This is a genomic window from Kitasatospora sp. NPDC057223, from assembly GCF_042669755.1.
Lineage (GTDB): Bacteria > Actinomycetota > Actinomycetes > Streptomycetales > Streptomycetaceae > Kitasatospora.
Genome location: NZ_JBHUWW010000018.1, coordinates 1 through 23715 on the forward strand (window position 1 = coordinate 1; position 23715 = coordinate 23715).

The 23715-nt window shown below is 75.0% G+C and carries 24 protein-coding genes, 1 tRNA gene and 1 other RNA gene; 15 read left to right on the forward strand and 11 right to left on the reverse strand.

The window, feature by feature from the left end; translation table 11 throughout:
* Window positions 1-269: 269 nt before the first annotated feature.
* Complete coding sequence (locus ACFUK0_RS09815) at window positions 270-668, forward strand: ACT domain-containing protein (RefSeq protein ID WP_380248036.1); 399 nt, start codon at window positions 270-272, stop codon at window positions 666-668.
* Window positions 669-802: 134 nt separating this feature from the next.
* Window positions 803-1060 (forward strand): Prokaryotic metallothionein, encoded by a 258-nt coding sequence (locus ACFUK0_RS09820; RefSeq protein WP_380248038.1) that lies wholly within the window; start codon window positions 803-805, stop codon window positions 1058-1060.
* Between the two features lie 164 nt (window positions 1061-1224).
* Here the strand turns inward: ACFUK0_RS09820 and ACFUK0_RS09825 are convergent, their stop codons facing one another.
* Together ACFUK0_RS09825 and ACFUK0_RS09830 are read right to left on the reverse strand one after the other, a co-directional pair.
* The gene (locus ACFUK0_RS09825; RefSeq protein WP_380248040.1) at window positions 1225-1899 is read right to left on the reverse strand and encodes a hypothetical protein; all 675 of its coding nucleotides are present in this window, start codon (window positions 1897-1899) and stop codon (window positions 1225-1227) included.
* Between the two features lie 152 nt (window positions 1900-2051).
* On the reverse strand, window positions 2052-2897 hold the full coding sequence (locus ACFUK0_RS09830) for a ketose-bisphosphate aldolase (RefSeq protein ID WP_380248042.1): 846 nt from the start codon (window positions 2895-2897) through the stop codon (window positions 2052-2054).
* A 356-nt stretch (window positions 2898-3253) separates the two neighbouring features.
* Between ACFUK0_RS09830 and ACFUK0_RS09835 the strand changes: the two genes are divergently transcribed.
* The 5 genes from ACFUK0_RS09835 to ACFUK0_RS09855 all read left to right on the forward strand — a co-directional run bounded on the left by ACFUK0_RS09835 (window position 3254) and on the right by ACFUK0_RS09855 (window position 6374).
* Window positions 3254-3327, forward strand: a tRNA-Met gene (locus tag ACFUK0_RS09835).
* A gap of 188 nt (window positions 3328-3515) precedes the next feature.
* Window positions 3516-3770: a hypothetical protein gene (locus ACFUK0_RS09840; protein ID WP_380248044.1), complete on the forward strand. Its 255-nt coding sequence runs from the start codon at window positions 3516-3518 to the stop codon at window positions 3768-3770.
* A 546-nt stretch (window positions 3771-4316) separates the two neighbouring features.
* A complete protein-coding gene (locus ACFUK0_RS09845) occupies window positions 4317-4820 on the forward strand; it encodes a methylated-DNA--[protein]-cysteine S-methyltransferase (RefSeq protein WP_380248046.1) in 504 nt (167 codons plus the stop codon).
* A 33-nt stretch (window positions 4821-4853) separates the two neighbouring features.
* Window positions 4854-5579, forward strand: a complete 726-nt coding sequence (locus ACFUK0_RS09850) for a 2OG-Fe(II) oxygenase (protein ID WP_380248048.1) — start codon at window positions 4854-4856, stop codon at window positions 5577-5579.
* Between the two features lie 12 nt (window positions 5580-5591).
* Window positions 5592-6374: a hypothetical protein gene (locus ACFUK0_RS09855; RefSeq protein ID WP_380248050.1), complete on the forward strand. Its 783-nt coding sequence runs from the start codon at window positions 5592-5594 to the stop codon at window positions 6372-6374.
* A 128-nt stretch (window positions 6375-6502) separates the two neighbouring features.
* Here the strand turns inward: ACFUK0_RS09855 and ACFUK0_RS09860 are convergent, their stop codons facing one another.
* The 6 genes from ACFUK0_RS09860 to ACFUK0_RS09885 all read right to left on the reverse strand — a co-directional run bounded on the left by ACFUK0_RS09860 (window position 6503) and on the right by ACFUK0_RS09885 (window position 11955).
* Window positions 6503-7357: an NmrA family NAD(P)-binding protein gene (locus ACFUK0_RS09860; RefSeq protein ID WP_380248052.1), complete on the reverse strand. Its 855-nt coding sequence runs from the start codon at window positions 7355-7357 to the stop codon at window positions 6503-6505.
* Between the two features lie 8 nt (window positions 7358-7365).
* On the reverse strand, window positions 7366-7860 hold the full coding sequence (locus tag ACFUK0_RS09865) for a hypothetical protein (protein ID WP_380248054.1): 495 nt from the start codon (window positions 7858-7860) through the stop codon (window positions 7366-7368).
* Window positions 7861-7954: 94 nt separating this feature from the next.
* Window positions 7955-8476, reverse strand: a complete 522-nt coding sequence (locus ACFUK0_RS09870) for a MarR family winged helix-turn-helix transcriptional regulator (protein WP_380248056.1) — start codon at window positions 8474-8476, stop codon at window positions 7955-7957.
* A gap of 91 nt (window positions 8477-8567) precedes the next feature.
* An RNA gene (gene rnpB, locus ACFUK0_RS09875) (RNase P RNA component class A) lies at window positions 8568-8969 on the reverse strand.
* A gap of 13 nt (window positions 8970-8982) precedes the next feature.
* The gene (locus tag ACFUK0_RS09880; protein ID WP_380248058.1) at window positions 8983-10464 is read right to left on the reverse strand and encodes an MFS transporter; all 1482 of its coding nucleotides are present in this window, start codon (window positions 10462-10464) and stop codon (window positions 8983-8985) included.
* A gap of 27 nt (window positions 10465-10491) precedes the next feature.
* On the reverse strand, window positions 10492-11955 hold the full coding sequence (locus tag ACFUK0_RS09885) for an RNB domain-containing ribonuclease (RefSeq protein ID WP_380248060.1): 1464 nt from the start codon (window positions 11953-11955) through the stop codon (window positions 10492-10494).
* Between the two features lie 99 nt (window positions 11956-12054).
* On the opposite strand from ACFUK0_RS09885, the gene ACFUK0_RS09890 reads away from it, so the two are divergent.
* Entirely contained in the window at window positions 12055-12495 is a 441-nt protein-coding gene (locus ACFUK0_RS09890) for a DUF3995 domain-containing protein (RefSeq protein WP_380248062.1), read from the forward strand.
* Between the two features lie 77 nt (window positions 12496-12572).
* Complete coding sequence (gene yaaA / locus ACFUK0_RS09895; RefSeq protein ID WP_380248064.1) at window positions 12573-13370, forward strand: peroxide stress protein YaaA; 798 nt, start codon at window positions 12573-12575, stop codon at window positions 13368-13370.
* Window positions 13371-13434: 64 nt separating this feature from the next.
* Here yaaA and ACFUK0_RS09900 read toward each other — a convergent pair whose 3' ends face one another.
* Genes ACFUK0_RS09900 through ACFUK0_RS09910 form a run of 3 tightly spaced genes read right to left on the reverse strand, consistent with a single transcriptional unit; the run spans window position 13435 to window position 16194 of the window.
* A complete protein-coding gene (locus tag ACFUK0_RS09900) occupies window positions 13435-14586 on the reverse strand; it encodes a bifunctional RNase H/acid phosphatase (RefSeq protein WP_380248066.1) in 1152 nt (383 codons plus the stop codon).
* Between the two features lie 4 nt (window positions 14587-14590).
* Window positions 14591-15334: a zinc ribbon domain-containing protein gene (locus tag ACFUK0_RS09905; protein ID WP_380248068.1), complete on the reverse strand. Its 744-nt coding sequence runs from the start codon at window positions 15332-15334 to the stop codon at window positions 14591-14593.
* Between the two features lie 23 nt (window positions 15335-15357).
* Entirely contained in the window at window positions 15358-16194 is an 837-nt protein-coding gene (locus ACFUK0_RS09910) for a Nif3-like dinuclear metal center hexameric protein (protein ID WP_380248070.1), read from the reverse strand.
* 539 nt (window positions 16195-16733) lie between these two features.
* On the opposite strand from ACFUK0_RS09910, the gene ACFUK0_RS09915 reads away from it, so the two are divergent.
* The 6 genes from ACFUK0_RS09915 to ACFUK0_RS09940 all read left to right on the forward strand — a co-directional run bounded on the left by ACFUK0_RS09915 (window position 16734) and on the right by ACFUK0_RS09940 (window position 23610).
* Complete coding sequence (locus tag ACFUK0_RS09915; protein ID WP_380248072.1) at window positions 16734-18758, forward strand: alpha/beta fold hydrolase; 2025 nt, start codon at window positions 16734-16736, stop codon at window positions 18756-18758.
* A gap of 219 nt (window positions 18759-18977) precedes the next feature.
* Window positions 18978-19151: a hypothetical protein gene (locus ACFUK0_RS09920; protein ID WP_380248074.1), complete on the forward strand. Its 174-nt coding sequence runs from the start codon at window positions 18978-18980 to the stop codon at window positions 19149-19151.
* 190 nt (window positions 19152-19341) lie between these two features.
* Window positions 19342-20004 (forward strand): class I SAM-dependent methyltransferase, encoded by a 663-nt coding sequence (locus tag ACFUK0_RS09925; protein ID WP_380248075.1) that lies wholly within the window; start codon window positions 19342-19344, stop codon window positions 20002-20004.
* 225 nt (window positions 20005-20229) lie between these two features.
* Window positions 20230-21501 carry a hypothetical protein gene (locus tag ACFUK0_RS09930; protein WP_380248077.1) on the forward strand — a complete coding sequence of 424 codons (1272 nt, stop codon included), beginning with the start codon at window positions 20230-20232 and terminating at the stop codon, window positions 21499-21501.
* A gap of 7 nt (window positions 21502-21508) precedes the next feature.
* Window positions 21509-22498, forward strand: coding sequence for an N-acetylmuramoyl-L-alanine amidase (locus ACFUK0_RS09935; RefSeq protein WP_380248079.1), 990 nt, complete (start codon window positions 21509-21511; stop codon window positions 22496-22498).
* A gap of 167 nt (window positions 22499-22665) precedes the next feature.
* Window positions 22666-23610, forward strand: a complete 945-nt coding sequence (locus ACFUK0_RS09940) for a hypothetical protein (RefSeq protein ID WP_380248081.1) — start codon at window positions 22666-22668, stop codon at window positions 23608-23610.
* Window positions 23611-23715 lie beyond the last annotated feature (105 nt).

Consider the following 23715-nt stretch of genomic DNA (forward strand, 5'->3'; position numbering starts at 1 on the left):
ATCGGCAACAACGGATGGATCACCATCCTCTGGTGCCTCACCCTCGCCACCCTCGGCTACCGCTGGTCCAAAGCCGCATTCGACCGCGACCCGAAATAACTCCATGCCCCAGCTCGTCCCGCCCCGGGGCGGCGTGCTCCGACACCGAGTCGGCGTACGCCGCCCCGTAGGCGTCGCGGCGGCACCGTCGGCCTGACCGCTTCCGGCGTCCGCAGTCACCCGCACGTCGATCACCCCCGGCCGGGCCGACGGCGGCTACGGTGGCCGCCATGGCCGGTGAAAGAGATCTCGCGAAGCTGCTCAGCGGAATGCACCCCGTGCTCAACCCGGGCCGGTACGTGTACTGCACGCTCCCCGGGAAGGTGCCCGCGGGCATGCGGCCGGTGGTGACGGTCGCCGAGCCCGAGGGCGTCACCGCGGTGGTCGCCCAGGAGGAGGCCGACGAGCTCGGCCTGCGGTACGAGTACGTGGCCGCCTGGATCACCCTGCGGATCCACTCCGCCCTGGAGGCGGTCGGCCTCACCGCCGCCGTGTCCGGGCGCCTCGCCGAGGCCGGGATCAGCTGCAACGTGGTGGCCGGCTTCCACCACGACCACCTCTTCGTCACCGCCGACGACGCCGACCGCGCCGTGCGGGCGCTGGAGGACCTGGCCGCCGGCCGGGCCTGACGGGCGGCACCCGGGCGGCCGCGCCTCCCCGGACGGCTGAGCGCCGATGGCCGCGCCCGCACGCCGCTCGGAGACTGGGAAGCGCTGAGCGCCGCCCCGGCCGGTCAGCCCCCACAGGAAGGGAGACCGACCCCATGGCGGTCTGCGACGTCTGCAGGAACGACTACTGGCTGTCCTTCGAGGTGAAGACGATCACCGGCGACACCTACACCTTCGACAGTTTCGAGTGCGCGACGGAGAAGCTGGCGCCGCGCTGCGAGCAGTGCCAGGTGAGGATCGTCGGCCACGGGGTGGAGGTCTCCGGACGCTTCTTCTGCTGCGCCAACTGCGCCCGCGTCAACGGCGGCCTCGGCGAGCAGATCCGCGACGCGGTCGGCGCCCACCCGTCCTGACCCGGTGCGGTCCACCGGGGGCGGCGCGGCGACCTGCGCCGCCCCCTCGGCCCGGCAGTCGGTTGCCCTGGTCGGTGACGGCGGGAGCGGCCGCACGAGCGAAGCCGTCCACCGTCCGGACAGCGTGGCGCACGGCCCACCGGCGCATCCGCCACGCGTTCCGGCTAGCGGCCGGGCGGGCGGTGCGGCGGGGGCTCGGTCGTGTACCGGGTCACCGCACTGACGGCGATCGACTCGTGGTCCGCCAGCGTCATCCTCAGCTTGCCGCCCTCGCTCCACAGGACGTTCACCCCCTGGAGATCCTTGGTCGCCGTGGCGACACGGAGCGTCTCGGGGTGGGCCGCGAACGCGAGCAGCAGCTCCAGCTCGGCGGCGGGCAGGCCTGCACCGGCCGGGCCGGGCCCGGTCCTCTGGAACCCCGCGGCCTTGTCCAGGAAGTCCCTGGCGATCGCGGTGCCCGCCTCGACCCGGCTCACCGTGGCCACCACCCGGCCGTTGACGTCCGCCTTCACGATGACCGCGATCGCCAGGGCCACGACCGCCACCAGCAGCGCCGTACCGGCCACGATGGCGGTCTTCACCTCGGTGCCCTGCCCGTCGAAGTCGGCCCAGGCGGTACCGACGACGGCGGCGCCCCCGGCGGCGGTCAGCCCCGTCCAGACCTTGGTGACCGCCAGCGCACCCGACTTCAGCACCTGGACGCTGTAGGGCGTCCTGAGCAGGCCCCCGTCGGTCGGCTCGTCGTCGCCCAACAGGTGCAGTCTCTGCAGGAGCCCGGCGATCGGATCGGCCAGGTCCGCGCCGCTCACCGCATCGCCGGGCCACTTGATCTTCGCCATGGGACCTCGCCTGTCGAGAGCGGCACCGGCCCGCTGCCGGGTCACGTGCACCGGTTGCGCATCCGGCCGTGCTCCCAGCATCGGCTCCGCGCCTGCGGCCGTCGCGGCCGTCGCGGCCTGCGCGGCCTGCGCGGCCGAACGGGCCCCAGAGCCTACCGGCTGCTCCCTGCCGCCAGCACCCGCAGCAGCCGGGCCACCTCGGCGGCGACGGACTCGCGAGCCGGACCGAAGTACGTACGAGGGTCGACGAGTTCGGGCCCGGCGGCCAGGCCGGCCCGGAGCTCGCGGGTGAACACCCGGTTCAGCTGGGTGCCGATGTTGACCTTGGTGATTCCGGCCCGGACGGCCCGGACGAGGTCGTCGTCGCCGACACCCGAGGAGCCGTGCAGGACGAGCGGTACCGGTACGGCCTCGCGGAGCCTGGTGATCAGCGCGAAGTCGAGGACGGCGTCGCGGGTGCGCATCGCGTGCGAGCTGCCGACGGCGACGGCGAGCGCGTCCACGCCGGTCGCGGTCGCGAAGGCGTACGCCTCGGCCGGGTCGGTGCGGACGCCGGGCGCGTGGGCCCCGTCCTTGCCGCCGATCTCGCCCAACTCGGCCTCCACGAAGACGCCGTGGCGGCGGCACAGGGCCACGGCCGCCACCGTCGCCGCCACGTTCTCGGCGTAGGGCAGGCGAGCGCCGTCGAACATCACCGAGGTGAAGCCCAGTTCCACGGCCTCCGCCACCAGCTCGGCCGACTCCGCGTGGTCCAGATGGACGGCCACCGGGACGCTCGCCGCGCGGGCGGCGGCCAGTGCCGCCAGGCCGATCGGGCCCAGGGCGCCGTGGTAGCGCACGGCGTTCTCGCTGATCTGCAGGATGACCGGCCGGCCGGCCCGCTCGGCGCCCGCCACCACGGCCTGGACGTGTTCGAGCTGGATGACGTTGAACGCCCCGGCGCCCGTACCCTCCCGGGCGGCGGCGACGACGATCTCGTGACTGGCTGCGAGCGACATGGGTCTCCTGCACGGGTGCGACGGCTCGGAGGCATAGCTGAATGCTTCTTCTTGCATGATTGATAGCCTGTTCGAGCATAAATGTGCAAGCCGTGCTCATGGCTCAGAGGCGGTCCGACCGGCGCCGGACCATTGCCCGAACCAGTACACGGCAGGGCGAGGCCCCCATGGGCGAGGCGCACGTCGGAGTGGCGTGCTCGATTCTGCGTGATTCCTGCCCATGCCGAGCGCTTGCGTACGCACCTCTGCATGGGCGATTTCGACGGCGTCGACCTCGAACCTCAAGGGCATCGGCGGCCCCGGGAGCAAAAGTGGTCGAGCGGGCCGGAAATCTGCCGTACTGTTGGGTTTACCGACGCGGGGTGGAGCAGCTCGGTAGCTCGCTGGGCTCATAACCCAGAGGTCGCAGGTTCAAATCCTGTCCCCGCTACTCAGTAGCACAGCAGGCCCGGAGGATTCGTCCTCCGGGCCTGCTGCTTTTTCGGGGTGACACGCGCGGGGGTGCGCGGATGAAGTCGACGGGGAGGACCGCTGCGCGGCCCATCCTCCCGTCCGGCCGGCCGTTCGGCACCGGGCAGAACACACCGGCGGCTGGTCCCGGGCATCGGCGTCCACACGATGTCCGTACCGGCCGACCTGCTCACCGGGGCGCCGCTCGACGAGCAGCTCCAGCCGTTCGCCCGAAAGTCGGAGCCGGAGCCGGAGCCGGTGGCCTGGCCTGCCCACCCGGTGCTGGTGGCCTACTGCGTGAGATGCCTGGGGCAGGCGCAGGGCGGCCAGGAACCACTGGCCAGCGGAGCGGGGTCCACGGGGGCGAACTCGGCAGCGGCACTCGGGGCGCCGAGCGGCTGCCCGTTGGCGTCCACCCGGTAGGTGCGGATCCACATCCGGCCCACCGTCCGGCCGGATATTTCCGCAGTCATGCTGCTGCCAGGGGCGGCAACGTCGACGCTCGTGACCATGGAACCCTCCTTCTGCCTTCCGCTTGCCTTCATTCAACAAATGGACGAACAAATTACCGTCTTGTGACCAACACCTCGAAGGTACGGCACAGTGGGGCGAATATGAAGGGTGTTGACCGCCTATGTCGTAGTCGATCATTCGACTCATGAAGACACTGCTGCTAGGTCATATCGATTGACTACAGATAGCGACGACAGGCGGAGCCCAGAACGCGAACCGGGCCCGGCGGACCAGGCACTCCGAGCGGGCGCAGCGTGCCGGACGACCGAGCGGTGGGCTCACTGTGACCGGGCGTCAGGTACGGGCACGCGTGCTTCCAGCAGGCGTTCGGGCGCGGAAACGCGACGTCCGATTTCCGCCGGACGCGGCTGCCCGCAGCAGGCAGGGTGGTCCATGGCGGAAACCGGCGCACCCGGATGCCGAACGCCTGACACGCCCCGAGAACAGGACCGCGCCATGACCCTCTACACGACGATTCCCAGCCCGCTCGGCGAGCTGCTGCTGACCGGCGAGGAGTCCCCCACCGCCGCCGGCGGCACCGCCCTCGCCAGCCTCTCCACCCCCGGCCAGAAGGGCGGCGCGGTGATCCAGGACGACTGGCGGCACGCCCCCGAGGCGTTCACCGAGATCGCCGCCCAGCTCCAGGCCTACTTCACCGGCCGGGCCACCGGCTTCGACGTCGAGTACACCTCCCGCGGCACCGACTTCCAGCGCCGGGTCTGGGCCGCCCTCGACGCCATCCCGCACGGCACGACCACCACCTACGGCCGGATCGCCGCCCAGGCCGGATCGCCGAAGGCGGTACGCGCGGTCGGCACCGCGATCGGCGCCAATCCGCTGCTGATCGTCCGGCCCTGCCACCGGGTGATCGGCGCCGACGGATCGCTGAGCGGCTACGCCGGCGGCCCCGCCGCCAAGCGGCACCTGCTCGACCACGAAGGCGCCACCCGGACTGCCTGACCGCCGCGCCCTCCCCCTAAGGACGTCACCTCCGTGATCACCGGACCCACCGAAACGCAGCACGGCCGCTCCGTGGACGGCGCCGACTGGCCGGCCGTCGCCGCCGAACTCGACGCCCACGGCTGCGCACTCACCCCGCAACTGCTCACCCCCCAGGAGTGCCGCGAACTCACCGCGCTCTACGACCGGCCGGAGCGGTTCCGCACCACCGTGGACATGGCGCGCCACCGCTTCGGCTCCGGTCAGTACCGGTACTTCGCCGAACCGCTGCCCGAGCCCGTCCGGGCCCTGCGCCGGGCGCTCTACCCGCACCTGCTGACCGTCGCCCGCGACTGGGCAGCACGGCTCGGCCGCCCCGCGCCCTGGCCGGACAGCCTGGACGAGTGGCTCGCCCTCTGCCACGAGGCCGGCCAGGTGAAGTGCTCGCAGATCCTGCTGCGCTACGAGGAGGGCGACTGGAACGCGCTGCACCGCGACATCTTCGGCGAGATGGTCTTCCCCTTGCAGGTCGTCATCGGCCTCGACGAGCACGGCACCGACTACACCGGCGGCGAGTTCCTGCTCGTCGAGCAGCGCCCGCGTGCCCAGTCCCGCGGCACCACGACCGTGCTGCCCCAAGGCCACGGCCTGGTCTTCACCACCCGCGACCGGCCGATCCGCTCCGCCCGCGGCTGGTCGGCCGGGCCCGTCCGGCACGGGGTCAGCACCGTACGCTCCGGCCGCCGGCACGCCCTCGGCCTGGTCTTCCACGACGCCTGACCGAGCCGCCCCGTGACCGCGACCCCGCGCACCTACACCCTGACCGGCCCGGACAACCGCCCGTACCCCAGCCCCGTCCCGGGCACCCTGGGCGGCCACCGGCCCGGCCGCCTGTACGGGCGCCTGGACTGCCCCTCCGCCCGGCGCGCCATCGCCGCCGGCGGCTACACCCGCCACCGCGTCTTCTTCCCCGACGAACCCACCGCCGTCGCCGCCGGCTACCGGCCCTGCGCCGTCTGCCTGCCCGGGCCGTACCGGCGGTGGAAGCACACGGCCGGAGGCCACCCGATGCACCCCCGCTCCCCGCTGCTCCGCCCCGCCGGCACGCCGGCCCCCGGCGATCCGCCCGCACCCGCACCGCACACCGAAGCCGAACTCGCCGCCCTGCTCGCCCTGTTGACCGCCCAGCCGGCCGGCATCCGGACGGTCGCCGTCGGCCACAGCCGTGACGAGGCGTCCCGCGCCGCCGCCACCGCCTTCACCGAGGCCTGGCAGACCGTCGAGGGCGCCTGCATCCTCGCCGTCGTCGACTGGCCCGAGCAGGCCGCCTCCTGGCTGCGACCGGCCCGACGGCTCACCGCCGAGACCCCGGACGCCTGGGTCATCGCCGCGGCCGGCCCCGGCTGGGCCCAACTCGCCCGCCGGCTGAGGCACAGCACCGACTGGGACCCGGCCCGCACCTTCGCCTTCGCCTCCCTCGCCGACCCCCGCATCGCCACCCTGACCGGCCCCGGCATCCTGGACGGCCTGCGCGGCGCCACCGCCGGGGGCGGCGTCTGGGACGTCAACGGCTGAGCCCGGCAGCCGGACTGCCCTGGATCCCATCGACGGCCGGCATCCCGGAACGCAAGGTCCCATCGCGATCGGAGGGACGTGGAAGCCGGCCCCGGTACCCGGCCCCGGGTCAGGGGCCGTCACCGCTCTCAGCGGAAGACGTCGATGTGCTCCGTCAGAAACGCCTCCAGCCCGCGCGGGGCACGCCCCAGCAGCCGGGCGACCGTGTCGGTCGGCGTCTCCGGCCGGGTGATCGCGAGCTGCTGGATCTCCACCACGTGGTCCGCCAGCCAACCCGGCAGTCCGCCCTCCGCGCCCAGCTGGGCGCGCAACTGCTCGGGCGGCAGGTCCAGGTGGCGGACAGGCCGCCCCCGCAGCCGGCCCAGCAGCTCGGCGAGCCGGCCGAAGGAGCAGGTCTCGGCGCCGGTCAGGCTGTACGTGCCGCCGGCCAGGCCGGGCCGGGTGAGGACGGTGGCCGCCACCTCGCCGATGTCCCGGCAGTCGACGTAGTTGCACGGCGCCCGGCCCATCGCTCCCACCACCAGGCCGCCGTGGGCCACACCCGGCCCGAGCAGCAGGAGGTTCTGCATGAACGCGTAGGGCCGCAGGACGGTGGCGGTGACACCGGCCGCACGCAGCCGGGTCTCGACGGCGTGGTGGCCGCGGGCTATCGCGACCGGGGAGTCCGGTTCGGCGGCCGGGGAGGAGATCTTGACGATGTGTTCGATCCCGCTGTCCAGGGCGGCATCGATGGCGCTCAGCTCGAACTCGACCTGCCGCGGGCCGTTCTCCATGGTGAGGAACAGCTGCCGGCCGCCGCTGAACGCGGCCCGCAGCGAAGCGGGGTCGGCCGCGTCCGCGACGTGGGCCTCGACCAGTGGGCCGGCTGCGGCGCCGAGGCGGGCGCGCAGTCGCTGCCGGTCGCGGCCGAGGGCCCGACAGGGCACCGCCCTGTCGGCCAGGCTGCGCACCAGTGCGCCGCCGGTTGCTCCGGTGGCTCCCATGACGATGATCATCGGTTTCCCTTCAGGGGTCGGGTGGTGAAGCGGCCGCGCCAGCGCCAGCCGACGATGGTGGTGGCGAGCGCCGCGGAGAGCGGCAGGTCCAGGGAGAGGCGGTCGAGCCACGGCCCCTGGGACAGCCCGGTCCATCCGGGCAGCCACCGCTGGGCCGCCAAGGCGCAGGCGAGGGCGAGAGCGGCCGCGAGGGCAGCTCCGGCCAGTGACAGTGCGGCCCGACGGGCCGGCCCGGACGAGCGGCGGCGGCCGAAGCACTGCAGCCAGCCGCCGGCCAGCAGGGCGACCACCGCCGAGGTTCCGGCTATCGAGGTTCCGGCCGCCCACAGCAGTTCGGTGTTCCCTCCGACGAGCGCGCCCGCACCCGCCGTCACCGCGGGCGCGAGGTAGGCCGCCGCGACCTCGCGCCGGAGCAGGAACGGCGGCGGAGCGCCGCTCCGTCCGCCCGGCCGCTCGCCCACCCGTTCGTTCACCTGGTCCACATTGGTCATGCGATCCTCCCGAGAACGTTTGATTAGCTGCCTAACTACATGGGCCGAAAAAAGCCCTCCGGCCGGCGGCGGAGGGCAGCGTCGCCGCCCGCCCCTATTCCTCCAGCAGGGCGCCGACACCCTGCACGATCCGCTCCAGCAGCTCCAGGAACGTTCCGCGCTCGGCCTCGGTGAGCCCACCGACCATCGCCTCCAGTCGCTGGAAGTGCTCCGGCGCCATCTCCCGCAGCCGCTGCGCGCCGCGCGCCGTCAACACCACGACAGTCCCCCGGCCGTCCTCCCTGGAGGAGCGGCGAGCCACCAGGCCCTCCCGCTCCAGCCCGTCCACCAGACCGGTGACCGTCGCCCGCGACACGCCGAGCCCGGCCGCCAGCTGCGAGGGCGACTTCTCGCCGCCGCAGTCCTCAAGATCGGCCAGCAGCCGGTAGCGGCCGGTGGAGAGGCCGAACCTGCCGAAGTGCACTTCGCCCGCCTGCCCGAGCCGGGCCCCGGCGGCCATCAGCCGGACCGCGACCAGAACGGCCTGCGGATCGGCGGTCAGCCCGTAGTGCCGGATCTGACGCGCAACCTGATCCGGTGTCGGCCGGGCGGAGTCATGATCGGGTCCCTGGGGCATGAAAGTAATATGGCAGCTAATCACCTGCTCGGTCAACCGCTCCGCGCCCCCGCATGAAAAAGCCCTCCCGGTGCGGACACCGGGAGGGCGACGGACGAGGCGGCCTGTACGCCGGGTTTTGTCTCCCGGGGTGCTTGCGCGGCCCGGGGAGGCGGTCATCCATCTAGGGCTGCCGTTGCCGACAGCCTCGTGCGGTCTACCCGCGGACTCGGGCGAGCAGCCCTCGATCATCCGCGCACGGTGCCCGGGGGCACCGATCTTGACCTTGCTCCGAGTGGGGTTTACCTAGCCGGCCGAGTCACCTCGGTCGCTGGTGGTCTCTTACACCACCGTTTCACCCTTACCTGCGGCCGGAGCCGCAGGCGGTCTGTTTTCTGTGGCACTGTCCCGCGGGTCACCCCGGGTGGGCGTTACCCACCACCCTGCTCTGTGGAGCCCGGACGTTCCTCGGCGAGCCCCGTGAAGGGCCCGACGCGACCGCCCGGCCGGCTCGTCCGCCGTAGTGGTCATCGTAGCCGCTCGGGTGGTGCCTCCCGTACCCCGGCCGGGGCGGGGATGTGGTGCGGGGTGAAGTCCGCGGCCACGGCGGCGGCGCTGCGGGTGGCCCGGGCGGTGGTGGTGACGAGGCCGAGCAGCAGGATGGCAAGGCCCAGGCCGAAGACGATCCACCAGCCGGCCCGGCTGGCGGAGGTGAAGCCGGTGGCCATCGGGCCGACGACGGCCGAGGTGACGACGGTGCCGATGACGGCGACACCGAGGGACTGGCCGATCTGCCGGCTGGTGGAGGCGACGGCGGCGGCGACGCCGGCCTGGGCCCGCGGCATGCCGGAGACCGCCGCGTTGGTGATCGGCGCGTTGACCATGCCGAAGCCGAAGCCGAACAGGGCGTACGCGACGAGCAGCAGGGCGGCCGGGGAGTCGGCGGTGAGCCGGGTGAGCAGGAGGCCGCTGGTGGCGAGGCCGAGGCCGGCCGCGACGAGGGGGCCGCGCGGGCCGCGGTGGCCGACGATGCGTCCGGAGAGCGGGGCGCAGACCAGCATCATGCCGGCCATCGGGAGCGTCCAGAGGCCGGCTTCGACCGGGCTGTAGTGGCGGACGTTCTGCAGGTAGAGGGTGTTGAGGAAGAGGAAGCCGCCGAGTGCGGCGAACGCGCAGACGGCGGTGACGGTGGCTCCGGTGAACGGGATGCTGCGGAAGAACCGCAGGTCGATCAGGGGTTCGGGGACGCGGCGCTCCCAGAGCGGGAACGCCGCCAGGGCGGTCAGGGCGACGGCGGCGAGGGTGAGGATGAGCGGCGAGGTCCAGCCGTGCTCGGGGCCCTCGATGATCGCGGCGGTGCCGGCGCCGAGCAGCAGGACCATCAGCAGCTGCCCGACCGGGTCGAGCCGGCGCGGCCTCGGGGCGCGCGACTCGGGCACGTACCGGGCCGTCAGGAGGCAGGCGAGCAGGCCGACCGGGACGTTGATCAGGAAGATCGAGGGCCAGCCGGCGCTGTCCACCAGGAAGCCGCCGAGCAGCGGGCCGAGCGCCATGCTGATGCCGACCACGCCGCCCCAGATGCCGATGGCCTGGGCGCGTTCGCGCGGTTCGGTGAAGGTGTTGGTGATGATCGACATCGCGACGGGGTTGAGCATCGCCCCGCCGACCGCCTGCAGGGCGCGGAAGGCGACCAGCCACTCCAGGCTCGGCGCGAGGCTGCACAGCAGCGAGCCGAGGACGAAGAGCAGCAGCCCGGTCTGGAAGACCCGGCGCCGGCCGATGCGGTCGGCGACGGAGCCGAAGAGCATCAGCAGCGAGGCGAGCACCAGGGTGTAGGCGTCGATGATCCACTGGAGGCCGGAGGCCGGCGCGTCCAGGTCCTGCTGGATGGCCGGCAGCGCGATGTTCACCACCGTGTTGTCCAGGCCGACGATGAACAGGCTGAGGCAGCAGATCCCGAGGATCAGCAGCCTGTGGCGGCGGCCCGGCGGGGCGGTTTGTTCGAGCACATGCCGATCATCGCACCGGCCCGGCCGCTACGCGGGGGCGAAGCGGACCGTACGGGTGGCCGGGTCCGCCACCGTCAGCCGTACCTTGACCAGCGCGCCGAGCGGCAGCTCCGCCGAACCGTCCCCGTCGCACCTGGCCCGGACGGCGGGCTCGCGCAGCTGGACGGTGCCGTTGTCCGGCTTCCGCTCGTCGACGTCGATCACCACCGCATCGAAGTCCTCGCCCTCGCGGCCGTGCAGCAGCTCGGCCTCCACCAGGTCGACGCAGGCCCGCTCCACCCCGGCCGACCGGCGGTCCCCGCCCGCCATCAGCGCGGGCACCTCCGGCAGGGCCTCGCGCACCCAGGCCGGGACGTCCTCTCCCCCGGCGACCGCCACGCAGACCTCCTGCGCGAACCGGTCGGCGAGGCGGCGCAGCGGCGCGGTGCAGTGCGCGTACGGGGCGGCGATGGCGGCGTGGCCGGGATCGGCGGGGGCGGGCAGCCCCTGGGCCTCGTCGAAGGCGTGGTAGCCGGCGCCGCGCAGCAGGCCGGTGCACTCGTTGAGGAAGGCGGCGTCCAGCGGGTCGTCCGGGTTCAGCGACCGGATCAGTTCGGGATAGGGGGTGCCGTCCGGCCAGGGCACCCGCAGGGCACGGGCGACGCGGCGCAGCCGCTCGTAGGCGGAGCCGGGTGCGGCGGGCAGGGTGCGGAGCAGTCCGACGCCCGCGTCGAGCATCAGGTCGGCGGCGGCCATGCCGGTGAGCAGCGAGATCTGGGCGTTCCAGCCCTCGGCGGGGAGTTGGGCGCGGTAGGCGAGGCGGTAGCCGTGGTCGCCCGTCGCGTCGGACAGCGCCTCGATCTCCTGCTCGGGGACGGGCAGGCTGATCCCGCCCCGGGCCTGTTCCTGCTGCTCGCGCAGCCGGCCGACGGTGGCGAGCAGGGCGAGCTGTTCGTCGGCGCCGGAGTCCACGGCCTGCTGGACGCCCGTGTAGTCGAGGCGGCGGCGGGAGCGCACCCGGGCGCGGCGCAGGTCGGCGAGGGCGACGGCGCCGTCGGCGTCGAGGTCGATCTGCCAGAGCAGGGCGGGGCGGATCTCGCCGGGGAGCAGGCTGGCGGCGTCCTCGGAGAGGCGGGCGGGATGCAGCGGGACGCGCCGGTCGGGGAAGTACAGCGTCTGCACGCGGCGCCGGGCCTCGGTGTCGATCGCGCCGCCGGGGCGGACGAACGCGGCCACGTCGGCGATCGCGTAGTGCACCCGGTAGCCGTCGGGGCGGTGGGCGATGTGCATGGCCTGGTCGAGGTCGCGGGAGCCGGGAGGGTCGATGGTGAACAGCGGCAGCTCGGTGGCGTCGTACTCGGGCAGGCGGGGTGCGCCGGCCGCTTCCTCCGCCTCGGCGAGCACCTCGTCGGGCCATTCGACGCGGATCTCCAGGCGGGTGCGGAGCTCGGCCAGCTCCGCGTTGATCCGGGCGGAGTCGGCAGCCTTGACGCTCAGTTTTCGACGGGGCATGGGCGCAGAATAGGACGCGCCGGGTGCATTCCGGTGGATCTGGGCCGGGTCGGCCCGGGGCGCCGCCCGGGGTGGGCGGGCCGACGAGGGGGAGACACGATGACGGCGGTACGGACGACGGGGACGGCGGTGTCGGCGGCGCTCGCCGCCACGGGGGTGCTGCACGCGGTGTGGGCGCGCTCGCCGTGGCCGCTGCCGACGCGGGCGGAGTTCGCGGACTCGGTGGTCGGGGTGGAGGAGCGGCGGGCGCCGTCGCCGGCGGCCTGTGTCGCGGTGGCGGGGCTGCTCGGGGCGGGTGCGTACCTGGTCGGTGCCCGGGCGGGCGCGCTGCCGGCCGCGGGGCCGCGGTGGCTGCGCCGGGCCGGTGCGGGGACGGTCGCGGGGGTGCTGCTGGCGCGCGGATCGGCCGGGCCGGTGCTGTTCACCAGCGGCCGGGTCGAGCGGTCGGAGCGCTTCCTGCGGCTGGACCGCCGGTACTACTCCCCGCTCTGCCTGGTGCTGGGCGCGGGCTCGGCGGTGGTGGCGGTGGCCGGGGAGTGAGCGGGTGTCCGCACGCCGGGGCGCGGTTGCGTAGGGTGTCGGGGTCAACTGCCACAGTTTGTTGAGGAGTGCCGCCCGTGCTGGTCCTGTTGCCGCCCTCGGAGGGCAAGGCCGCGTCCGAGGCCGGCGTGCCGCTCGCGCTGGGCGGGCTCTCGCTGCCGGGGCTGACCGAGGCGCGCGAGAGTGTGCTGAGGAACCTGGTGGAGCTGTGCCGCGGTGACGAGGACCACGCGGCCGGGGTGCTCGGGCTGAGCCCGGGGCTGCGCGGGGAGGTGGCCCGCAACGCGGGGCTGCTCACGGCGGGGGCCCGGCCGGCCGGCGAGGTGTACACCGGCGTGCTGTTCGACGCGCTGGGGCTGGCGACGCTGGACGAGGCCGCGTACGCGCGGGCGGAGCGCTCGCTGCTGGTGTTCTCGGGGCTCTGGGGTGCGGTGCGGATCAGCGACCGGATCCCCTCGTACCGCTGCTCGATGGGCGTGAAACTGCCGCCGCTGGGGGCACTCGGAGCACACTGGCGGAGCGCGCTGGCGCCGGTGCTGCCGGAGGTCGCGGACGGTCTGGTGCTGGACCTGCGCAGTGCGGCGTACGCGGCCGCCTGGAAGCCGGCGGGCGAGCCGGTCGAGCGGACGGCGACCGTCCGGGTGCTCCAGGAGCGGGAGGTCGCCGGGGTGCTGAAGCGCTCGGTGGTGAGCCACTTCAACAAGGCCACCAAGGGGCGGCTGGTCCGCGACCTGCTGCTGGCCGGCGCCGAGCCGAAGACGCCCGGTGAGCTGGTGGACGCGCTGCTGGCGCTGGGTTACCGGGTCGAGGTGGCGGCCCGGGGCACGGCGCGCAAGCCGTGGCAGCTCGACGTCGTGGTGACCGAGATCCACTGACCGGGCGGCGGCCGGCGGCGAGGCCGGCCGCCGGCCCTGCGGGTCAGCGCAGGTGGCCGGCGGGTCAGCGCAGGTGGCTGGTGTCGTTCAGCAGGCGCAGCGAGGCGTTGCCGTCCGCGTAGTACTGCACGGCGCACAGGGCGGCGGCCGACAGCTCCATCCGGTAGAGCGAGTCCGGCGGTGCGCCGAGGGCCAGGCGCACCAGCGTCTTGATCGGGCTGACGTGCGAGACCACCAGCACGGTCTTGCCGGCGTACCTGGCGATGATCTTGTCGCGGGCGACGCCGACCCGGTGGGTGAGGGTGGTGAAGCTCTCGCTGCCGCCGGTCGGCTTCGCCTTCGCGGAGCCGAGCCAGGCGTTCAGGTCCTCGGGGTGGCGCTCGCGCACCTCGGCGAAGGTGAGGCCCTCCCAGTCGCCGAAGTCCAGCTCGCGCAGGCCCTCCTCGATCCGCACGTCGAGGCCGAGCCGGGTGGCCACGGCCTCGGCGGTCTGCCGGGTGCGCAGCATCGGGGAGCTCACGACGGCCTGGATCGTGCCGCGCTCCGCCATCGCCCCGGCGGCCCGCTCGGCCTGCCAGCGGCCCTTCTCGGAGAGTCCCGGGTCGCTGCCGCCGCTGCCGGAGAACCGCTTCTCCGGAGTGAGGAGGGTCTCGCCGTGCCGGAGCAGGACGAAGGTGGTGGGCGTGCCGAGGTCGGCGGGCGCGGCCCAGCCGGCCCTGGGGGTCGCCGTCTCCAGCGGCGCGGGCTCGTCCGCCACGGCGGCGGGAGCGGCCTTCGGCGGCCTGGGCTCCCACTGGCGCCCGGCCCGGCCCGCGTCCATCGCCTCGTTGGCCAGCCGGTCCGCGTCCTTGTTCCGCTCACGCGGGATCCAGGTGTACTTGACCTGGCCGCGCGGCAGGATCGTCTTCGCCTCGGCGGCGAGCGGCTGCATGTCGGGGTGCTTGATCTTCCAGCGCCCGGACATCTGCTCGACGACGAGCTTGGAGTCCATCCGGACGTCGACGGCGGCGTCCGGGTCCAGCTCGCGGGCCGCCCGCAGCCCGGCGATCAGTCCCTTGTACTCGGCGACGTTGTTGGTCGCGTGCCCGATGAACTCGGCGGCCTCGGCGATGATCTGACCGGTGTCGCCGTCCCGGACCAGAGCGCCGTAGCCCGCCGGCCCCGGGTTGCCCCGGGAGCCGCCGTCGGCCTCGACGATGAACCTCCGCGCCGCCATCGGGTCAGACGCCCGACTCGCCGGTGCGCACCAGGATGCGCCCGCAGTTGTCGCAGCGCACGACCGCGTCCTTGGGCTCGGCCTTGATGGCGTTCAGGTCGGAGACCGCGAACTCGACCCGGCAGCCCTCGCAGCGGCGCTGGTACAGCCGGGCCGCGCCGACGCCGCCCTGCTGCTCGCGCAGGCGGTTGTAGAGCTTCTGGAGGTCCTCGGGAACGGCGACGGCGACGACCTCGCGGTCGCGGCGGACCTTCTCGACCTCGGCGTCGATCTCGGTGAAGGCGGCCTCACGGCGGGCCTCGGCCTCGTTCAGGGTGACGGTGGAGTGCTCCAGGCGGGCGCCGAGTTCGGTGACCCGGGTCTGGGCGGACTCCATCCGCTCCATGATCTCCAGGACGACGTCCTCCAGGTCGGACTGGCGCTTGGCCAGCGAGCCGACCTCGTGCTGGAGGTTCTCCAGGTCCCTCGGCGAGGTGATCGCGCCGGAGTCCATCCGCTGCTGGTTGCGGGCGGCGCGGGTGCGCACCTGCTCGACGTCCTGCTCGGCCTTGGTCAGCTCGCGGGTGGTGTCACCGAGCTGCGCCTGCGCGGCGACGACCAGGGACTTCAGGGCGGTGTGGTCGGCGGTGGCCCTGTCGATCTCGGCGTGCTCGGGCAGGCTGCGGCGCCGGTGGGCCAGCAGGTCGAGCTTCGAGTCGATGGCCTGGAGGTCGAGCAGGCGGATCTGGTCGGCGGGCGCGGCGTTCAAGCGGGGGGCTCCTGTGAATCGGGTCAGGCGGTGAAGGGCATGGGGGCGTGCGCGGTCCACGGGTCGGTGACCCGGTGGGAGACCTTGGTCTCCAGCTGCCAGTCGTGCTCGGCCGCAGCCGCGTCGAGCGCCTGCGCGGCGAGGTTCAGCCAGGGCCATTCGGTGGCCCAGTGCGCGGCGTCCAGCAGGGCCAGCGGCGAGGTCTCGGCGGCCTCGGACGCCGGGTGGTGACGCAGGTCGGCGGTGAGGTACGCGTCGACCCCGGCGGCCCGGGCCTCGGCGAGGAAGCTGTCCCCGGAGCCGCCGCAGACGGCGACCCGGGCGACCGGCCGGTCCGGGTCGCCCGCGACGCGGACTCCGGCGGCGGTGGCCGGCAGGCCGCGGGCGACCCGGTCGGCGAACGCGGACAGGGTGAGCGGTGGCTCCAGCACGCCGATCCGGCCGCTGCCCCGGCGGGCCGCCGGGTCGGTCGGGTCGGCGACCAGCGGGCCGGTGACCCGCAGGCCGACGGCCTCGGCCAGGGCGTCCGAGACGCCGGGGTCGGCGTGGTCCGCGTTGGTGTGCGCGACGTGCAGGGCGATCCCGGAGGAGATCAGGGTGTGCACCACCCGGCCCTTGAAGGTGGTCGCGGCGACGCCGGTGGTGCCGCGCAGGTAGAGCGGGTGGTGGGTGACGACCAGGTCGGCCCCCCACTCGACGGCCTCGTCGACGACGGCCTGCACGGGATCGACGGCGAACAGGACGCGGCCGACCCGGGCTTCGGGGTCGCCGCAGACCAGGCCCACGGCGTCCCAGGACTCCGCCCACTGCGGCGGGTAGAGCTCTTCGAGCGCGCTGATGACGTCGGACAGTTTCGGCACCTGTCGAGACTACCGTGCGCAAGGGGCCGTCCGGGCGCACGGCCACCGGGGGACGGCCCGCGGTACGGCCCCGCGCCGGGGCCGCGCGCCCGCCGCCGCGCCGCGTCAACCGGCGCGCACCACGTCGCGGGCGGGGCCCGGGCGGCCCGGACCGGAGAGCCGCCCTCCCGGCCGGACCGGACCGGGCCGGGCGGGGCTGCTCGCGGGTGTTCGAGGGCCGGCACCGATCACCCTTATGAGTGAAGTGACCCGGTTCTCGTTGAGCGCCGCCCGACCCGAAAGTAACTTCACTCCTGCCGAGGGGAGTTGTCCCGGGCACAGGAGCGGGCAGGAGCCGGGCAGTGTGCGCACTCCGGCCGCCCGGGCACCGGTACGCCGAAGCGGCGTCGCGCCGATACGAAGGATGTGGAGCGGGTGACAGCGGGCACATCACCGCGTACGGCCGACGCTGCGGAGCGGCCGGCGGAGCGGGCGGGGAGGACCGGCCCCGTCGAGGGGAGGGGGCCGGTGCCCGCCGGCCGCCGGGCAGCGGGCGCCCCGTGAGTGTGGCGACCCGTACCTCGACCCAGGCGATCCGCCGGATCGGCTTCACCTTCGCGGCCGACGGCTCGCACGCGGCCTGCCTCGCCTCCGGCGCCGACGGCGGCTGGTACGCGGAGAGCTGGCTCCTCCCGGAGGCCGGCGCCGCCGTACCGACCGCGCTGGCGCTGCCCGGCCACCGGTCCGAGAGCCTGCACTCCCAGCTCGTCTCCCTGCCCGACGGCGGGGTGCTGGTCTGCCGGCACGACGGCGAACGGCACGAACTGGTGCTGATGGCCGCCCCCGGCGCGGGCGGCGGGCGGGCGCCCGGCGCGGAGCCGGCCGCCGAGCGGCGGCTCGCCACCCTGGTGATGCCCGGCGTGCGCCTGCTGGCGCTGCCCGCCGCCGACGGGGCGCCGCGCCCGCCCGGCGCACCGGTGGCCATCGCCCTCGGGTCGGACAGCCGCCCGGTCACGACGCTCTGGCTGGTCCGCACGGACGGCACCGAACCGGAGCAGGTCGCCGAACTGCCCGGCCTGCACGGCGGCGGCAGCTGGCTCGACCGCACCGGCCGGCTGCTCGCACTGGACCGGGTGAGCGCCGAGGGCGTCAGGTCGGTGGTGCTCGACCTGGAAAGCGGTGCGGTCAGCCCGCTGCTGGAGATCGGCGAGCACAGCAACGACCGGCTGGTCCTGATCGACCCGGACTCCCGATTCGTGATGGTGCGCAGCGACGCCGCCGGCACCGACCGGCTCGGCTGGGGCGTGCTCGGCGGCGACGCGCCCGTCCGCTTCCCCGAGTGCCTGCACGTACCGGGGATGTTCCTGCGCCCGGTGGCACTGCGTCCGGACGCGGCGGGCGACATCCGGGTCGCCGTCCAGATCGACCACGGCGCGGCCTCCGCGCTCGCGCTCTGGCGGCCCTCGGGCCACCGGCTGGACCCACTGCCGGTACCGCCCGGCCGGCTCGGCGCCGTCGGGCACTGGTCGGCGGGCGGGCTGCGGATGCCCTACTCCGCCCCCGACCACCCCGCCGCGCTGGCGACCCTGGACGTGGACGTCCTGCTCGGCCTGGGGCCGGCCGGCGCGCCCGCCGCCGTACCGCTGCCGCTCCAGCTCGCGCCGCTCAGCGCGGGGCTGCCGCAGCCGTGGCGGGAGGCCGCCCTGCCGTGGCACTCCCCCGGCGCGCCGAGGGTCTCCCGCACCTCCCCGCCCGGCTGGCGGCTGGACGGCAGTGCGCCGCCCGGTGACAGCGGCCGCTGGCACCCCGCGCAGAGCCTGGAACTCGCCGGCACCGCAGGGCCGTTGGAGGCCGTCGTGTACGGCGGGGACGCCTGGCTGAGCAGCCCGCACCTCGTCCTCGCGCTGCACGGCGGGCCGGCCGACGCCTGGCTCCTGGAGTTCGACCCGGCGCTCCAGCGGATGGCGGCCGGGGGCCTGGCGGTGGTGGCCCCCAACCAGCGCGGCAGCACCGGCTACGGACCGGAGCACGCGATGGCCGTCCGCGGCGCCTGGGGCGGGCCGGATCTGGAGGACGTCCTCGACCTGCTGGACGGGATCGCGGGGCAGCGCTCGGCGCTCGGGCTGGAGCCGCCGTCGCTGTTCGGCGTCAGCTACGGCGCCTTCCTGGCCCTGCTGACCGCCGCCCACGCACCGCCCGAACAGGTCGCGCGGTGCGCGGTGGTGGCGCCCTTCCTGTCCGGCGCCCGGCTGCTGGCCGAGGCGGCGGCCCCCGTACGGGAGCTGACCACCCGGCTCGGCGGCGGCAACCCGATCACGGACGCCCGGGGCCCGCGCGACGTCCTCCAGCTCGCGCACCGGATCAGCGCGCCCCTGCTGATGGTGCACGGCGACCGGGACGAGGTGGTGCCGGTCAGCCAGTCCCGCGCCCTGCGGCACGAGTTGCTCCGGATCGGCCGCACCGAGGGGGCCGACTTCCGCTACGTCGAGGCGGCCGGCGCGGGCCACGAGGTGCTCGCCGAGGAGGGCGCGGCGGTCCTGCACGAACTGCTGGCCGGGTTCCTGCGCACCGGCCGGCCGGGCTGACGGAGCCGGCGGCGGAGGTTACCGGCGGGTCGGTACCCCGCGCCCGCCGGAGCTGTCCGGATCGGTAGGGTCTGGCCTGTTCCCGGCCGTTTCGCCGGCCGGGGCCGAGGGCGTGATCTCCCGCCTGCGGCGCCTCGCGGCGCCGTGCCCTCCCGGTGCCGTGCGGCGGCGCCGGACAGCACCCGCATCCCCGAAACCCTCGCACGGAAGACGATTCTGATGTCCGACACCCTCACCGACACGACCGGCCCCGACACCACCGGCCGGGGCGCCGACGAAGGCGCCGCCGCCGGTGGCGCGCACGGCCGGCACCGCGGCCTGACCGCACCCGACGACACCCCCGCGGCGGACCCGCACGGCCGCCACCGGCTGGGCCCCGCCGAACGCGGCTGAGCCGGCGGGCCGAAGGCCCGGCCGCACGACCCCACCCGCCCCGGGGGCCCGGCACACCGCCGGCCCCCGGGGCGCCGCGCGCGCGGCCGCCGCCCGCGGCCCCGGCCGTACCGTCGAGTAGGGTCCCAACCGCGTCCGCCCACCGGGCCCCGGCCCGCCCCCACCGCCGCCGTCTGCAAGGAGCACCACCATGTCCGACCTCAGGGAGAGCACCGGCCCCGCGCCCGAGGTGCTCGCGGCGTTCGAAGCCGCGACCGGCTTCATGCCCGTGGACGAGGGCCTCGCCCTGTACGCGGCGGCCCTCGCGGCGGCCCGGCGGACGGGCCTGCCGGTGCTGGAGATCGGCACCTACTGCGGCCGGTCCGCGATCCTGCTGGCCGCCGCCGCCCGCGAGGCCGGCACCGTGGCCCTGACGGTGGACCACCACCGCGGCTCCGAGGAGCAGCAGCCCGGCTGGGAGTACCACGACCCGACGCTGGTGGACCAGGAGGTCGGCCGGATGGACACCCTGCCGCGGTTCCGCCGCACCCTGCACGCGGCCGGCCTGGAGGACCACGTGGTCGCGCTGGTCGGCCGCTCCCCGCAGATCGCCGCGCTCTGGGGCGGCCGGCTGGGCCTGGTGTTCATCGACGGCGGCCACACCGACGAGCACGCGACCGGCGACTACGAGGGTTGGGCGCGGCACCTGGCGCCGGAGGGCGTGCTGGTGGTGCACGACGTCTTCCCCGACCCGGCCGACGGCGGCCAGGCCCCGTACCGGGTCTACCTGCGCGCACTGGCCGAGGGCTTCGAGGAGGTCTCGGTGACGGGATCCCTGCGGGTGCTGCGCCGCGCCGCGGCCGCCGCGGCCTGAGCCGGCCGGGCGGGTGCCGCGCCGGGCGCGCCGTCTCGGGGAGCGGCAACCTCCCGCGCGGCGATCACGGATGCTCTAACGTCGTCCCAGGCCGCCCGGTTGTCCGGGTACCGGGGCCCTCGGGCCCGGGTTCTCCGGGTACGGTGGCCGCGCGGACCTCCGGGACGGCGGCGGCAGGACGCGCACGGACAGGCACGGCGAGGCAGGGACGGCGGGGGCGATCGCATGACTGACCAGAACAACACCGCTCCGGCGGTCTGGGACCCCACGGCCCGGGGGGGCGCAGGCGGCTGGGTACGCGGCGGACAGGGGGCCACCGCCGTGCCGGAGGGCGGCGGCGCACCGCCGCAGTCCGGGCCGCAGCCCCCGCAGCCCCAGCCCGTACCGCCCCGGCCGGCGCCGCCGCGCCCGATGCAGCCGCAGCCCGGCCAGGCGCAGCCGGCGCACCAGCAGCAACCGCCCGGCCCCGCCGGCGACCAGGGGCCCCCGCTCGCGCGCCCGTACCTGCCGGCCTCGCCCGGGTTCGACGCGGAGCCGACCAGGATCGCGCCCGCCGTGCCCCAGGCACCCGCCGGGTACGGCTATCCGCAGCAGCCCGGCCAGGGGCAGGGCTTCCCCTCGCACACCGCCCCGCGGCCGCCGGCCGGCCCGCCGCCGGGCCCGTACCCGCAGCACCCCTACCCGCAGGAGGCGTACCCGCAGGGCGCCTACCCGCAGGGTGACGCTGCCCCCGAGTACGCGGGGTACGAGGAGGTGGGGCGGTACGAGGACGACGAGCGGCCGCGCCGCAACCGCACCCCGCTGTTCGTGGCGCTGGGCCTGCTGGCCGTCCTCGGCCTCGGCGCCGGAGTGGTGCTGGCCGTGCAGAACAGCACCGGCGACAAGGACAAGCAGGCCTCGCCCGCGCCCGCCGTCAGCACGGCCGGCGGCCAGCAGCCCGCTCCGCTGCCGAGCGGGAGCGCCACCGCGCCCGCGAGCCCGACGGCCGCGGCGAGCCCCACGGCCGACCCGAATGCCTCCCCTTCCGCCGGGGCGAACGCCCAGGCCCAGGCCCAGGCGCTGGACGAGCTGCTCACCCGGGGCGAGGGCGCCAAGGCGCCGATCGGCAGCGCGGTGGCCAAGGTCTCCAGCTGCCCGGCCAAGGCGGACATCGAGAGCGCGGCCCAGGTCTTCGACGCCGGTGCCACCCAGCGCGACCAGCTGCTCGGCGACCTCGCCAAGCTGAACCTCGCGGACGTGCCCGGCGGGGCGGACGCCGTCCAGTCGTTGAAGTCCGCGTGGCAGCAGTCGGCGGACATCGACCGCGCGTACGCGACCTGGGCCCGGACGGTCATCACCCAGGGCTGCTCCGGCTCCAGCGCCCCGACCACCGCCGACAAGAAGCGGGCGGACGAGCTCAACCCGCAGGCCACGCAGTCCAAGAAGGACTTCGTCGCGAAATGGAACACGCTCGCCGGCAGCTACGGCCTGACGGCGCGCACGTGGGACAGGATCTGAACGACCCGTGACCGGCACCGCCCCCCAGTACCCCGACCCCCGTGACGAGAACCTCCCCCGGCGCCGGAGCCGCCTGCGCCGGGCCGCCGTCGGCGGCGCGCTGCTGCCGCTCTGCCTCGCGGGCTGGCTGGGCTGGCACGCCGTCGCGGGCGGCCCCGCCGCGGAGCCGGCCGGCGGCGCCCCGGGCGCCGACGCCGTCGCCGGGCCGGCCCCGGACGACCTGCTGACCGCCTGGCCCACCGCGCTGCCGACCGCGCTGCCCAGCGGGAGCCCGCAGCCCGCAGCCGCTGCCGCCCCGGCGCCGGCCGCGCCGACCGACCACGCCCTGGCGGGGCGCACCGTACTGCTCGACCCCGGCCACAACACGGCCAACGGGAAGCACACCACCGAGATAAACCGCCAGGTCGACATCGGCAACAGCCGCAAGGAGTGCGACACCACCGGCACGGCGACCAACGCCGGGTACACCGAGGCGGAGTACACCCTCGACGTGTCGCGCCGGGCCCGCGCCCTGCTGGAGGCCCGCGGCGCGACCGTCGTGTTCACCCAGGACGGCGACAAGCCGTGGGGGCCGTGCATCGACGAGCGGGCCAGGGCCGGCAACACCGCGCACGCGGACGCCGCCGTGTCCGTGCACGGGGACGGCGGCCCCGCCTCCGGCAGCGGCTTCCACGTGATCATGCCGGCCAAGGTGACCGCCGGGCGGGCCGACACCTCGGGGATCGTCGCGTCCTCGCACCGTCTGGGCCTGCTGCTGCGCGACAGTTTCAAGGCGGCGACGGGTGAGCCGTACGCCGACTACATCGCCTCGCAGGGCCTGGACACCCGCTCCGACCTCGGCGGACTGAACCTGTCGGCCGTCCCCAAGGTGTTCATCGAGTGCGGCAACATGCGCAACGCCGGTGATGCCAAGCGGATGACCGACCCTCAGTGGCGCCAGCAGGCCGCCCAGGGGATCGCCGACGCGCTGACGGCGTATCTGACCACACCGGGCTGACCTGCGGTGCTTGTTTTGCAACGACTTTGCCCCATTACGGAGCCCGCCGTGCACACGCTCGGGCGTTGGCCCTAGGCTCTTGGTCCGTTCGGGAGTTTTCTGGGTAGCCATCCGGTAGGCCGAACGAGCAAGCTGCCGTCCACGACACACCAACGAGGGGAACGTTAGTGAATCTGCGCGCTCTCACCAGGGGAGACGCCGCCGTCGCAGGTGCGGCCGTCCTGCTCTTCATCGCGTCCTTCCTGCCTTACCTGACCATCGACGTCTGCGGGGGCACCGCCGTCCGCAGCTGCTCGTCCTCGACGAGCGCCTGGGACACCAGCCTCTTCCCGGTCCTGCCGTCGATCTTCCTGCTCGGCCTCGCCGCGGCGGCCCTGATCCTGGTGCAGCGCTTCCAGGGCGCTGCCGCCGCCACCCGCCAGGTGCTCGGCCTGCGGCTCGACCAGTGGGGCATCGGCCTCGCCGTGGCCGCGCTGTGGTCCTCGATCTGGGCCCTCGGCGGCGGCGGCGACAGCAGCGCGATCAGCCACGGCTTCGGTGCCTGGCTCGCCGTCCTCTCGCTGCTGGTGCTCGCCGGTGCGGCCGCGGCCGGCCCGCTGGTGCCCGCGCTGCAGGCACCGCTGGTGAGCGACAAGCCCGCCGTCCAGCCCGGTTACCCCGGCGCGGCCGGCTACCCGGCCCCGGGTGCCCCGCAGGTCGGCCAGCCCGGCCAGTACGGCTACCCGGCCCCCGGCCAGGACGCGGCCCAGCCGTCGGCCTACGGCCAGCCGCAGCCGGCCGGCGGTTACGGCTACCCGGCTCCGGGCCAGCCGCAGGACGCCTCCTTCGGCGCCCAGCAGGCCCAGCCGCAGCCCGTCCAGGCGCAGGCCGCGCCGACGCCCACCGTCGCCGCCCCGGCGGCTCCGGCCGCGGACTTCGCGCCGTTCTGGTTCGCCGTCCCGGCGCCGCGCCAGCTCGCGCCGAAGGACAACCCGCACGGCGGCCCGGTCGGCCAGCTCGTTCCCGGCACCTGGTACCTCGCGGTCGAGCAGCGCGGCAGCGCGCTGGTCGCCCAGCTCCAGGACGGCTCGCAGGGCGTGCTGAACGAGACCGCGGACATCCAGCGCGGCTGATCAGGCCGGCGGTACAGCAGGACAGCGGGACAGCAGTGGGGCGGGACCGGATCTCCGGTCCCGCCCCACTCGTGTGCACGCTCCTGTTCGCGCTCCGGCCGGAGG

Excerpts from the sequence above, each read along its gene's own strand:
- ACFUK0_RS09845 (WP_380248046.1), top strand. The coding sequence starts at position 4,317 with ATGACCCTCTACACGACGATTCCCAGCCCGCTCGGCGAGCTGCTGCTG.
- ACFUK0_RS09820 (WP_380248038.1), top strand. The coding sequence starts at position 803 with ATGGCGGTCTGCGACGTCTGCAGGAACGACTACTGGCTGTCCTTCGAG.
- ACFUK0_RS09825 (WP_380248040.1), bottom strand. The coding sequence starts at position 1,899 with ATGGCGAAGATCAAGTGGCCCGGCGATGCGGTGAGCGGCGCGGACCTG.
- ACFUK0_RS09900 (WP_380248066.1), bottom strand. The coding sequence starts at position 14,586 with ATGGCGGCGCGGAGGTTCATCGTCGAGGCCGACGGCGGCTCCCGGGGC.
- ACFUK0_RS09840 (WP_380248044.1), top strand. The coding sequence starts at position 3,516 with ATGTCCGTACCGGCCGACCTGCTCACCGGGGCGCCGCTCGACGAGCAG.
- ACFUK0_RS09890 (WP_380248062.1), top strand. The coding sequence starts at position 12,055 with ATGACGGCGGTACGGACGACGGGGACGGCGGTGTCGGCGGCGCTCGCC.
- ACFUK0_RS09815 (WP_380248036.1), top strand. The coding sequence starts at position 270 with ATGGCCGGTGAAAGAGATCTCGCGAAGCTGCTCAGCGGAATGCACCCC.
- ACFUK0_RS09920 (WP_380248074.1), top strand. The coding sequence starts at position 18,978 with ATGTCCGACACCCTCACCGACACGACCGGCCCCGACACCACCGGCCGG.
- ACFUK0_RS09870 (WP_380248056.1), bottom strand. The coding sequence starts at position 8,476 with ATGCCCCAGGGACCCGATCATGACTCCGCCCGGCCGACACCGGATCAG.
- ACFUK0_RS09925 (WP_380248075.1), top strand. The coding sequence starts at position 19,342 with ATGTCCGACCTCAGGGAGAGCACCGGCCCCGCGCCCGAGGTGCTCGCG.
- ACFUK0_RS09930 (WP_380248077.1), top strand. The coding sequence starts at position 20,230 with ATGACTGACCAGAACAACACCGCTCCGGCGGTCTGGGACCCCACGGCC.
- ACFUK0_RS09885 (WP_380248060.1), bottom strand. The coding sequence starts at position 11,955 with ATGCCCCGTCGAAAACTGAGCGTCAAGGCTGCCGACTCCGCCCGGATC.
- ACFUK0_RS09830 (WP_380248042.1), bottom strand. The coding sequence starts at position 2,897 with ATGTCGCTCGCAGCCAGTCACGAGATCGTCGTCGCCGCCGCCCGGGAG.
- ACFUK0_RS09860 (WP_380248052.1), bottom strand. The coding sequence starts at position 7,357 with ATGGGAGCCACCGGAGCAACCGGCGGCGCACTGGTGCGCAGCCTGGCC.
- ACFUK0_RS09865 (WP_380248054.1), bottom strand. The coding sequence starts at position 7,860 with ATGACCAATGTGGACCAGGTGAACGAACGGGTGGGCGAGCGGCCGGGC.